We start from the raw sequence: 12,817 nt of genomic DNA on the forward strand, positions 1-12,817 counted from the left end.
TTTTATGATCCAAAATAACAGTAGTAATAGCGACAATGTCAATAATAGCGATAATGTTGATAGTAGCAGCGATGTCCAGCTGAAAAATGCTGAGCATCCTACTCAGAGTCTCGATTGGCTAACACGTCTCATTGCCTTTGATACGGTCAGTCGTCACTCTAATTTGGCTTTGATTAATGATGTAAAGTCGTACTGTGAGCAGTTAGGTTTGACGGTAGATTTGACCTTTAATGAAGCTGAGACTAAAGCTAACTTGTTTGTGACCGTACCAGCTGGTGAAAACACTGATATTATCAATAATGGTCTGGTCTTATCAGGCCATACTGACGTTGTACCTGTCGATGGACAAGCGTGGTCTTCAGAGCCGTTTACCCCGACGATACGTGGTGATAAGCTATATGGTCGCGGTGCGTGTGATATGAAGGGCTTTATCGCTTGTGCGCTTACGGTATTGCCGCAAGCCGTGCAGTTATCGAACAGTGGTCAGCTACGTCGTCCATTGCATTTGGCATTGTCGTTCGATGAAGAGGTTGGTTGTTTGGGTGCGCCATTAATTTTGGCAGACCTAAAAGCACGTGGTATCACGCCTGATTATTGTATCGTCGGTGAGCCAACTAACATGGCTATGGTAGTTGCACACAAGGGCATCGCAGTTTATCGTTGCCGTGTACATGGCAAGTCAGCTCATTCCTCACTGATTGCACAAGGTGTCAATGCTATTAGCTACGCTAGCAGATTGGTTGGCTATGTAGATACGCTTGCTGAAGATCTAAGCGCTCGTGATGATAACGATGCATTATTTACAGTGCCTTATTCGACATTGTCAGTAGGTACCATACATGGTGGTACAGCGACCAATATCGTGCCCAACCTATGCGAGTTTACTTTTGACTATCGCAACCTGCCGCACATGACGCAAGACGATATACTAGCGCCCATTCAAGCCAAAGTCGCTGAGCTAAACGCCCAAATGCAAGCGCGCGCGCAGAGACTGGCATTGAGCTGATGCAAGAAGAAAGCGTCCCAGCAATGACAGATGACGATAGTGCTGAGTTGCAATTGTTAATCGCTGCGTTGACAGGAGATGATGAGCGTCATAAAGTGGCTTACGCGACTGAAGGCGGTCAGTTTACCAATGCAGGTATCCCAACGATTATCTGTGGCCCTGGTAGTATTGAACAGGCGCATAAAGCGGATGAATATGTGGAGCTTAGCGAAATTGAACGCTGCGATGCGTTTTTGAAGAAGCTATTAGATAGCTGTACGACTCAGCCGTCCATGTAATCGTAATTATTCAGAAGAAGGCATGTCGTGTCTTTAATGATTTCTGCGAGAATTTTTGATATATAGGTATAAATGACACCGTCTTAATGGCGGTGTTTATTTTTTAGTCGCGTATTTAAGTCGTATAACCTTTCGTATTAGAACCATTTACACATGACAAAGTAGGGGTGGGTTGATGTCTTGGCATCTGTTTGCAGTGTTTTTCGCAAGTACGTTTTTTATTTCAGCGACCCCTGGTCCTAATATGCTGCTGGCATTTCAGTATGGCATGAACTATGGCGTCAAACGAACCTTATGGACACTGGCAGGTCTGAGCCTTGGCTTGTTTGTATTACTGCTATCGACACTGCTTGGCTTGGACGTGATCAGTCGCCAGTCACCGTGGCTACTGACCATTATCAAAGCCGTGGGGGCGGCATACTTAATCTATTTGGGTATCAGCTCTTGGCGCGATGCTGGTGACGGCAGCTTGATGAGTGATGCTAAAGAATTGAGAGCCGAGGTAGCAGCAGACTATGCTGCCACTGGTGGATCGACTACATCGCAGCCGCGTTCGCTCTCTAGTGCTGCTACTAAAATTGCACCGAGCAATACGACCTTATTTCGTACAGGTGTCTGGGTATCTTTGTCTAATCCTAAGGCCATCCTGTTCTTCGCGGCATTTTTTTCCTAAGTTTATTAACTTCAGTGCGCCACTATGGCCGCAATATGTCCTACTGACCATCGGCTTATTTTTGAGCGAAACGATTTGGCAAATCGTATATACGCTAGGTGGCAAGAAGCTAGCAAGCTGGCTCGATGTGGGTAATCGCTTAGCATGGCTCAATCGTGGTTGCGGGGTGATATTTATCTTAATTGCCGCGGCTTTGTTGGTTGAGGTTATCGGGGGGTTATTATAAAAGCATGTTTATCTCAAAGTTAATTTAAACAATTGTTCAATTCATCTAAAAGCTTTATAATCTGCTATTTTTCTGAAATCTTACCAAGTATAGTCAATTCTAAATAAAACAGATACATTATATTTTAACGCAAGACTGGTATATGTTTGTCTGGCGTGCTGTGCCTACGTAGACAGAGGCTACAACAAATATAAGCCAGTCCCGCTGTACTATTTTTATATTGAACTCACTATACCTTTAAAAATTAACCGATCCGTTACCACTGATGCCCATACCACTAATGATTGTGCCAGTCATTTTAGAGGGTTCAAAAGGCCTTCGTCACTTCAATTTTATTGCGACTTAATATGACTTTTAAAGAAAAATTAACGACTTTTGGATATTTTGTCCTAATTAACTCTGTTTTCACTGTTTTTATCGCTCTACGGTATTTAAAGTTTTTACCTGAAGTACCGAGTGATAAGCTAGGGCTAGCATTTTTAGTGTTGTCGACATTCTCACATATGGTGGCGCTAACGACTCTTGTCAGCCTGGTGTTGCTGCCCTTTTTCTTTTTACCCAATCGCTTGATACGCCGAACAATTATTGCGACATTAGCATCGTTAATATTGATTTTTCTATTCATTGATACGATCGTCTTTGCCAATTATCGCTTTCATATCAATATTGCCATGCTAGATTTGGTTCTTTCAGGACAGATTGTGAGCTTTTCCATAGCGACTTGGCTTATGGTCATCGGTGCTGTGGCATTGGTATTTGCGATAGAGGTGGGAGTTTTAGCTAGTCTTGAAACCAAGAAAATTAAGCTGCCAGCAAGAACAGGGCGTGTTTTTAGCGTGACCGCAGTAATCGCTTTATTGTTCAGTCATCTGATTCATATCTGGGCGGCCGCGCACGCTTATCAATCCGTCACGCAGCTTAAGCGCTATCTGCCATTATTTCATCCGACAACTTCTAACAGTCTAATGAGTAAATATGGCTGGATTGATGAGGAGGCCTTAGAAAAGCAAAAGTTAATGACCATGCAAAAACAAGGGGATTTTCATTTTCCATTGCAGCCTTTGCAAACCGAAACGGTCGAAAACCCACCAAATATTGTATTTTTGGTCATAGACTCTTGGCGAGAGGAGACTTTTAATGCAGAAAACACCCCAAATCTTTGGAACTTTGCTCAAAATGGCACGATATATCAAGAGCATCTATCAACGGGGAATGCAACACGAGCAGGGGTTTTTGGCTTTTTTTATGGCATTCCATCGACGTATTGGCACAGTGCGATAGACAATAAGACTAGCCCTGTTTTTATTGATCGCATGCAAGAGTTAGATTATCAGTTGGGTATTTTTGCCTCTGCACGCCTGACCAGTCCTGAGTTTGACCAAACGGTGTTTTTGAAAGTTCCTGATTTACGAAAAGAGTCCACAGGAGACACTGCGGTTGCACGTGATCAAAATATCACTGAAGAATGGTTAGACTGGTTTGAACAAAAGGATGACTCAAAGCCTTCCTTCTCATTCTTATTTTATGATGCGCCGCACGGATATGCATTCCCTGAAGATTATGATCATCGCTATGAGCCGATGTTATCTGAAGTCAATTATTTAAAGCTAAACAATAATACCGACCCCATGCCATTGATGAATCGTTATAAGACCAGCGTGCACTTCATTGATAGCTTGGCTAAGCAAGTATTGAATGCACTGAGTGCGTCAGGAGAGATGGAAAATACCATTGTGGTGATTACCGGCGATCATGGTGAGGAGCTGAACGACAACAAACAAAACTATTGGGGACATAATGGCAATTTTTCCAACCCTCAAGTACACGTTCCCTTTGCTATCATCGGTAAAGGTGTGCCTAAAAATACCAACGGTTGGAATAATCGCTTTACCAGTCATCAAGATGTTGTGCCAACACTAATGCAAAATTATCTTGGGGTCAAAAATCCAGTACAAGATTATTCTATGGGAGTAAATTTATTAGGTAAGCCTATTGATCGTGATTGGTTACTGGTTTCTAGCTATAGTAAATATGCGGTAGTGACCCATAAAGATATTATGGAAGTTGGCTCTGTGGGGCAGTTCTCATATGTCGATAAAAAGTACAAACCATTAAAAGATCAGCCAGATTATGAGCTATTACAGCAAGCACTGGAGCAAATCAGTCGCTTTAGTAAATAGGCTATAACAGTAAACTTTTAGGGTATCTAAATTAAAAAAAGCCGTTTACTATTTAATAGTAAATGGCTTTTTTTAATTTAAATTATTGAGTATGTGGTGCTTTGAAAGCACCCTACGACTGAAATGTAATCAATCTATGCCAGCACATCCTCAAGCTCACCTTTCACCATGTGCGGGCTAACGAAATCAGTAATACGTACGCTCACAAGTTTACCCAACAGCTCATCCATTTTCTCAACATCATGAGGGAACATAACGGTACGAGTGTTATCTGCTGTACCGATTAAGCAATCAGGATGACGGTTGGCAACTTGTTCAACCAAGACGCGAGTCGTGGTACCGACCATCTCATGCGTTTTGGCAAGTGTCGAGTCAATGATGACTTTCTGAAATTCAGCCAAGCGAGCTTTCTTGGTGGTGAAGCTCACATCATCTGGCAACTCAGCGGCTGGCGTGCCTGGACGTTTAGAGTAGATAAAGCTGTAAGAGTGATCGAAGTTCAACTCTTTTGCCAAGTTTAAGGTATCTTGGAAGTCTTGATCAGTTTCACCAGGGAAGCCAATGATAAAGTCGCTCGACAAGTGAATATCTGGGCGAATGGCTTTTAGCTTATTAATCTGATTGATATAAACATCAATTGTATGGTTACGCTTCATCGCTGCCAAGATAGCGTTTGAGCCACTCTGAACCGGTAAATGTAAGTGTGAAACCAACTCTGGCAATTGTGCATAGGCATCAATGATGTCATCAGTGAACTCTAGCGGATGGCTGGTCGTATAGCGAATACGCTCGACACCGTCGACATGCGAGACATAATGCAATAGCTCAGCGAAACGGCAAATGCTGCCATCGTCTTTTTCGCCACGATAGCCGTTGACGTTTTGACCCAACAGGTTGATTTCACGGATACCTTGAGCGGCAAGGCTGTCAATCTCTGCCAATACGTCATCAAGTGGACGGGATAACTCTTCGCCGCGGGTATAAGGCACCACGCAGAATGAGCAATACTTTGAGCAACCTTCCATAATAGAGACAAAGGCTTTGTAGCCTTCTACTCTTGGCTCTGGCAAAAAGTCAAACTTCTCAATGCTAGGGAACGACACATCAATCGTACCAATACGATTTTTAGGCGCGATTTCACGTTGTTCGTTTGATTGGTCATATAGCTCTGGTAGGCGATGCAAAGTTTGTGGGCCAAATACCATGTCGACATAAGGCGCGCGTTTTTGAATGTTATCGCCTTCTTGTGAAGCGACGCAGCCACCAACGCCAATGACAAGGTCAGGGCGTTTTTCTTTTAGTTTGCGCCAGCGGCCCAATTCTGAAAATACTTTCTCTTGCGCTTTTTCACGGATAGAGCAGGTGTTCATCAGTAGTACGTCGGCCTCATCAATATCATGAGTCACTTCCATACCATGTGAGTCGCCTAGCACATCTAGCATTTTGCCAGAGTCATAGACATTCATCTGACAGCCTTGGGTGGTGACAAAAACCTTTTTTTGTCGCTGCTTTTTCGACAGGCGCTTGGGCTGAACTTGCTTCTTTGAGTGCAGTGACAGCACGTGCGGTGACAGTCGTCTCAGCAACAGCATCGTCATCGATGCGGGGATTGAATACAGTAACACTCATAAGGATAAGTCCATGATTGACCAAAAATATAGCGGAGTAGCCGATTAACAGGTGGCGTATTTTATCACAACCCTGTGCCAATGTGAAAAATTAGCACGAGCGATAGCTCCTCAATATGATAAATAATTCATAGCAGTATCAATTATTTACTGTCGTTCATATTACTATTCATAGAAACTGCGGCTCATTATCACTTCTATGTTACACCGTGCTGTCCTATTTATTAACAAAAGGTAAAGGAGATAGTTGAAAGCACAATGAGTATAGTATGATGATTGCTATACCCTTGGCGGTACTTAGCGAACCGTTATTCACATATTTGTAGAGATATCATAAAGAGAGTCAGTATGACAAAGTTGCGTGTTGCGCATAGCATCAAGGATGAAGAGTCTATCAGTCAAAAACACGCGTCAAAGCGAATCACAGTAGGTACGCTACGGTTGAGCGCGTTGAGCGTGGCAACAGCGGTAAGTGCACTTGGTGTGTCACAGGTCGCTTGTGCCGAGTTGACGTGGGGCGATGAGGAAAGCTACCAACAAGAAAGTAACTATCAACAAGATTATCAGCAAGACAGTAGTATTGACTCATTTATGGCAGCCGCTATCGCCGCAGATCGCGGTGATGTGAGCGCACTCTATAACTATGAGCAAGTCATGAGTGGCGGCTTGTTTGCGATGTATCCGACTTATTGGCGTATGAGTCTAGATCTTAATTCACAGAGTTCAGCGGCGGTCTCGCAGTTTGTGCGTCAGTATCCAGATACGGTCATGGCTGAGAAATTAGTGGCTGATTTTGCGGAGACCAAAGCAGGATCGAATGATTATGCCTCGGTTAGACAGGTAGCCAATTTGATTACCAATGCGGATGCCAGTGAGCGCTGTGCGGTTGCGCTTGGGTTTAATAATGGCGGTGACACTATGCGTGCCATGGCAGCGAAGTCTGATGTGTGGCTGACCACCAAAAAGCAACCAGCATTGTGCGATCAGCTAGCGATGGAGATGAACAATAACGCGCTAATTAGTAATCAAGATCGTGCGGCTCGTCTCAAGCGTATGCTACGTAAAGGCAAGACAGGCGATATTATGGCATTATCATCACGCCTTGGTACGCCAATTGCTTATTCGGCGCTCAGTGAAATTCAGCTAAATCCGTCTTCTTTCTTTAGCCGTTTTGGTCGTGAGCCTGCTAGCCAAACCAATCAATACCTATATATGTATGCAATCGGCCGTATGGCTGACAAGTCTTATCGTGAGGCGGCGCTACAGTTAGACTTTGATATCAAGCAGGACAATCAGCGCTCCGTTAGATTATTAAATGACGAAACACGACGCTATGCTTATCGTACGCTTGGCGTACAGCGTATGAATCACAACACTGACGACGGCTTTAACGCTGAAGCAGTGGATTGGTTCCGCAACAGTTTGGACAATGATTTTAATTTTGAAGAAGCAGAAGACTATGCTATGGCAGCGATTCGCTTCGGTCGTTGGGATGATGTGGTAGAAGCTATCTCAAAAATGGATGGCGAAACGCAAAAAGAAGCCCAGTGGCAGTATTGGCTAGCTCGTGCGTATGAGCAGTCAAGCGATAGTAGCAAGCGTAATACGTCCAAAAAAATGTATCAAAACTTAGCAAAGAGTAATGACTACTATGGCCTGATGGCGAAAGACAAAATAGGGCAGCGTTTCGATGCTAGCCGTTTAGGCGGTAGTAATTTGCCTAATGTCAGTACTGCTGACCGCGCGCGCGTCATGCAAGACGCTAACTTCGCTCGTGCGTTTGCGTTGTACAACTCTGAGGCTAGTCGTGCTTATGCCAACCGCGAGTGGAACTGGGCAGTAAAGCAAGCTCGTGATAATCGTGATGACAATTTGATTATTGCCGCTGCTCGTCAAGCCTATGATATGGGCTGGCTCGATCGAGCGATTTATGCGGTTGATAATACTGATAGGGTGGATAGTCTTGCACTTTCGCATCCGATGCCGCATCAAAGCGCAGTCGTACGTTATAGTGAGTCAGCAGGTATTGATCCAGCATGGGCGTACGGTATCATGCGTCAAGAAAGCCGTTTCGTATCTTCTGCGCGCTCAAACGTAGGCGCGAGTGGACTGATGCAGGTTATGCCTGATACCGCAAAATATATCGCTCGCAACCTAGGCGAGACGTATAGTGCGAGCCGTGCCAATAGCGGTGATACCAATATCCGCTATGGTACGTGGTATATGGGTGATATTTTGGGCAAGCTTAATTATCAGCCAGTATTGGCAACCGCAGGCTATAACGCTGGTCCTAATAATGCCAAACGCTGGCAGCCAGTTTATGGTTCGCTCGCCGCAGATCAATATGTAGAGTCGATTGCATTTCCTGAGACACGTAACTATGTTAAACACGTGATGGAAAACGCCACTATCTATAGCAGTCTGTTGGGTCGTGGTCAGCCGATTAGTCAGCGTATGGGTACGGTGCCAGCTGGATTTTAATCACTGAACTGGTATTTGATAAACCACTAATGATTTATTGTTAGTGGTTTATTTTTATTTGCTAATTTGCTTTGTCAATTGGTCAACTCTGATTTGCTCAGGCAGCACTTATCTGGCTAAGATAAATTTCACAACCGTTATCCTTCAGTACTTTATCAACATTTATCGATCTTCCTGACGATATAGTCAACGTTTACGTTTTTGCTATAGATTAAAAAAACGTTTTGTTACCATTGCCTTAATGAGAAACCCTATTTTTCAGTCTTGTTCTTAGGTCAATGCGTGTTTTATGTATCGCGTCTAATGATTTAAGTTATAGCCTATGTCTTATCATTGCTAACTAACTGCCTTCAGTCCTATGATCAAAAATATTTTAGTCTGTCTACGTCGCCAAAAACTAAATATTCGTTATCTAATCGGATATGCTCTTTATCGAAGGCAAATACAAAGACGGATACAGACCTGAGCAATAAGGTCGCTAATTCTATGGTGCAATTGCGTGCAGATTTGGCTAGCAAATATAGCGTAGGTAGTATCAAAGCAACGATGAGCTTCGGCGCTTTACTGCTAATACAAGGCGTTATACTGCTGCCAGTACAGGCGGCTAACACGGTTAAGACGGGTCAGCGCGTATTGATGATTGAGATGACCCCAGCATTATGTAATATGCAGCCGACGCGGGCACGTATGCGTCAGTGTTTAGAAGGGTATTCGTTGACTGTATCTGGTCTGGATATGGGATATGGTGAGCGCTGCGGTCGCGGTAGTGAGCCACGTCTTACACCGCTACAATTAAAAGTCGTCAACCGCATCATGCCTGACACAACGGTACGTAGCCAAACGTGGCAACGCTATGGAGCCTGTAGTCCGCTTAGCGCCAGCAGTTACTTCCGCCAGATTACCAATTATGCAGGTGGATTGAAATTACCGAATGAGCTAAATACGGGTAATAGTTATACCGTTTCCAAATCACGATTTATCAGTCAAATGACCCGCCTCAATAGTGGTATGTCATCAAACAGTGTGGATCTTATCTGTCAAGAAGGCAGCCGTCGCCAATCGATACTCACTGATATACACGTGTGTTATGAGGGTAGTGATTTTGGGACTTGTCATGACGTTGTAGACAGCTGTGGCAGTAAATTTATCATTTCAGGTGGGCGATAATCTTCACTTAGTTATCTGCTTAAACCTCTTTTTTGATACCATTTTTCATTTCACTTAATCGAATTTAATGGTGCAAATTGCCTATTTTGACCATTATATCTACCCATAACGTAGTGAAAATATGCTTTAGTTATCATGTGATAAAGCCCTCTAGCGCTTTATCCGTAAGCGCTTAGCCTCTGCAGAAATCCTCTCGTATAAAATGTAACAATATAATCCCTGACGTCTATGACTGTATCTAGACGGTCACTGCGATGAAGTGCTACACTAGCTCTCGGTTTATACATGCTGCTATGCGGCAAACAAGTCGATATCTAAAATGATAATCGTTCATTAGAATTATCTAATAATTAATTAGGGAGTATTCAATGTCAATGAAACAGCCTTTACGTGTTGCCGTCACTGGTGCCGCTGGTAATATCAGCTACGCGATGCTATTTCGTATTGCATCTGGCGAGATGCTAGGTAAAGATCAGCCAGTTATTTTGCAATTACTTGAAATTACGCCAGCTCTTGACGCCCTAAAGGGTGTGGTCATGGAACTAGAAGACTGTGCATTCCCATTGTTGGCTGGTATTGTCCAAACTGACGATGCTAATGTCGCATTCAAAGATATCGATTATGCTTTACTGGTTGGTGCACGTCCTCGTGGCCCAGGTATGGAGCGTAAAGATTTGCTAGAAGCCAACGCTGCGATTTTCTCAGCACAAGGTAAAGCATTGAACGAAGTCGCTAGCCGTGATGTAAAAGTATTGGTAGTCGGTAACCCTGCCAACACCAACGCACTTATCGCTCAGCGCAATGCGCCAGATCTTGATCCACGCAACTTCACTGCAATGACTCGTCTAGACCACAACCGTGCTATGGCGCAGTTAGCTGGTAAGACTGACAGCACTGTAAATGACGTGAAAAAAATGATCATCTGGGGCAACCATTCGTCAACTCAGTATCCAGATCTAACTGCTTGTACGGTAAACGGCAAGCCTGCGCTAGATTTAGTTGATCGCGAATGGTACGAAGCAACTTATATCCCAGAAGTACAACAGCGTGGTGCTGCAATCATTAAAGCTCGCGGTGCATCATCTGCCGCTTCTGCTGCCAACGCTGCTATCGCACATATGCGTACGTGGGCACTAGGTACTGATGAGAATGATTGGGTATCTATGGGCGTTTACTCAAACGGCGAATACGGTATTGCTGAAGGTTTGATCTACTCATTCCCATGCACATGCACTAACGGCGACTGGTCTATCGTAGACGGCGTTGATGTATCATCAGATTTCTCGAAAGAGAAAATGGCTGCCACTGAGCAAGAGCTTAGTGAAGAGCGTGATGCAGTAGCACATTTACTACCGTAAATCTAAGCTGCTATCCAGTAAGCTATGATTTAAGTAGTAGAGATAAGTAGTACAAGAAAGCCCTCTGAAATATGAGGGCTTTTTCGTGTCTATGAGAAATAGGCAGATGAGATCAACTTAATTCATATTTTAAACTGATAAGAGCGATTTACCGTTAATACAATTGATAACGTTAGATAAACGTTGATTAACAGCTATTAAAATAAAGCTTGCTACAATGAATGTGTCAATTTGAATAATAAGCACATTAAACAATAAGTACGACCATATTCGTATCATTTAAGGAGAAAGTTATGTTGGGTGAACCAGAATATAGTATGAATGAGTTATTTGCTCAGTTAGGTCTAGATAGCTCTGATGAAGCAATTGATGATTTTATCGCAGCAAACCAACTAGCTAGCGAAGAAAAACTGACAGAGGCTAGCATTTGGACGGATAATCAGCGTATGTTCCTGCAAGAAGAATGGCAAAAAGATGCCGCATGGGTAGAAACCATCGATGAGCTAAATGTCCGTTTACATCCTGATGCATAAAAGTTTATCAAGAGATAAAAAAACCCCGCAATAGTCTGAATATCGCGGGGTTTTTTTATGTCTAGAGTAACACTAAAAATCAAATTTGCTTTTCGCGCCACTCAAGTAGATCTGCAACGTCTTGATGAATACCCGCTTTTAATGCTTCTATTCCATCATAGCGACGCTCACCGTGCAAAAAGTGTAGGAAACGTACGTGTAAATTCAGTCCGTACAAATCAGCTTGCAACTGCGGAAAGTGGACTTCTAGTCGCCAGTCATCACCTTTATCAACAGAAGGTCTTTTGCCAATATTAGCCGTGCCAAACAAACTATGCGGACGCAATCCGGCAACACCTGTATGACCATCGGAGGCAAGCGTAGTCAAGCCATTAGCGATCACATTACCATTGTCATCTAAGCTCACCACGTCAACTGCAAAAATACCATGCAGGGCAGGCTTTATACGCTGTAAATCGATATTTGCGGTAGGGAAGTCTATTGTTCGACCTATCTGGTCGCCGCGCACAACCCCTCCTGTGATTGCATAGTCACGACCAAGTAATCTGTTGGCCGCCTGAAGGTCACCTGCCAATAGTAAATCACGAACACGAGTAGAGCTGATACGGGCAGCGTCGTTATCGATCGTATCAATACTGTCGCTATCAGTATTATTATCAGTGACCGTATGCAGGTTGGTCACATCCAAACCATAATCACGCAAAAACTGACTGTCGCCAGTACGATCATGGCCGAAGCGAAAGTCATCGCCCAGCACCAACGCTTTTACGTTCAAACGCTTGGCTAATATATCGGCAAATGCTTGTGCTGATAGCGAGCGAAATTCTGTATCAAACCCTGCTACGATCAATGTTTCAACGCCATACTCTGCCAGCAGTGCTTGTTTTTCTGCCAGATTAGTCAGACGCGCAGGCGCTTTGGCAGGTGCAAAAAACTCGCGTGGCTGCGGCTCAAATATCATGACCGCCGCACCCAAATTTTGGGTATGCGCAATCTCACGAACTTGGGCTAGCATGGCCTGATGACCAAGGTGCACACCGTCGAAATTGCCGATAGTGAGCACGCAAGATGCCAACTCTACTGGGACAGTGTCCGTAGATGAAGTGTGTGGCGACGAAATCAGTTGCTCAAGAAAATAGGTTTTCATAAGTTTTCAGCTATGATGAGACCAAATAAAAAAACGAAAAAAACACATCTATGCTTAAAATTGATGTGTCTAAAACCAGCCATTATAAAGTAAAATAGCCACACTAACATCCTATAGTCTACCTGTAATGCAAGTATGGC

7 protein-coding genes and 2 pseudogenes are annotated in these 12,817 nt (G+C 43.7%); 7 read left to right on the forward strand and 2 right to left on the reverse strand.

Annotation, left to right across the window (positions count from 1 at the left end):
* Positions 1-4: 4 nt before the first annotated feature.
* The 3 genes and pseudogenes from argE (at position 5) to TT11_RS02690 (ending at position 4,363) form a co-directional block, all read left to right on the forward strand.
* Positions 5-1,284, forward strand: a pseudogene (gene argE / locus TT11_RS02675) (acetylornithine deacetylase).
* A gap of 175 nt (positions 1,285-1,459) precedes the next feature.
* Positions 1,460-2,183 (forward strand): annotated as a pseudogene (locus tag TT11_RS02680) (LysE family translocator).
* A 347-nt stretch (positions 2,184-2,530) separates the two neighbouring features.
* Positions 2,531-4,363, forward strand: coding sequence for a DUF3413 domain-containing protein (locus TT11_RS02690; RefSeq protein ID WP_201579183.1), 1,833 nt, complete (start codon positions 2,531-2,533; stop codon positions 4,361-4,363).
* Positions 4,364-4,497: 134 nt separating this feature from the next.
* Here the strand turns inward: TT11_RS02690 and miaB are convergent, their stop codons facing one another.
* Positions 4,498-5,952 (reverse strand): tRNA (N6-isopentenyl adenosine(37)-C2)-methylthiotransferase MiaB, encoded by a 1,455-nt coding sequence (gene miaB / locus TT11_RS02695; RefSeq protein ID WP_370587766.1) that lies wholly within the window; start codon positions 5,950-5,952, stop codon positions 4,498-4,500.
* A 387-nt stretch (positions 5,953-6,339) separates the two neighbouring features.
* Between miaB and TT11_RS02700 the strand changes: the two genes are divergently transcribed.
* The 4 genes from TT11_RS02700 to TT11_RS02715 all read left to right on the forward strand — a co-directional run bounded on the left by TT11_RS02700 (position 6,340) and on the right by TT11_RS02715 (position 11,530).
* On the forward strand, positions 6,340-8,472 hold the full coding sequence (locus TT11_RS02700; protein WP_261868996.1) for a lytic transglycosylase domain-containing protein: 2,133 nt from the start codon (positions 6,340-6,342) through the stop codon (positions 8,470-8,472).
* 486 nt (positions 8,473-8,958) lie between these two features.
* Positions 8,959-9,639, forward strand: coding sequence for a hypothetical protein (locus TT11_RS02705; RefSeq protein ID WP_261868997.1), 681 nt, complete (start codon positions 8,959-8,961; stop codon positions 9,637-9,639).
* Between the two features lie 374 nt (positions 9,640-10,013).
* The gene (locus TT11_RS02710; RefSeq protein ID WP_101205831.1) at positions 10,014-10,997 is read left to right on the forward strand and encodes a malate dehydrogenase; all 984 of its coding nucleotides are present in this window, start codon (positions 10,014-10,016) and stop codon (positions 10,995-10,997) included.
* 293 nt (positions 10,998-11,290) lie between these two features.
* Positions 11,291-11,530, forward strand: coding sequence for a DUF2789 domain-containing protein (locus TT11_RS02715; protein WP_165597274.1), 240 nt, complete (start codon positions 11,291-11,293; stop codon positions 11,528-11,530).
* Between the two features lie 79 nt (positions 11,531-11,609).
* On the opposite strand, the gene ribF is transcribed toward TT11_RS02715, so the two are convergent.
* Positions 11,610-12,677 (reverse strand): riboflavin biosynthesis protein RibF, encoded by a 1,068-nt coding sequence (gene ribF / locus TT11_RS02720; RefSeq protein WP_261868998.1) that lies wholly within the window; start codon positions 12,675-12,677, stop codon positions 11,610-11,612.
* Positions 12,678-12,817 lie beyond the last annotated feature (140 nt).

Source organism: Psychrobacter sp. JCM 18901 (genome assembly GCF_000586435.1).
In the GTDB taxonomy this organism is placed as follows: Bacteria; Pseudomonadota; Gammaproteobacteria; order Pseudomonadales; family Moraxellaceae; genus Psychrobacter.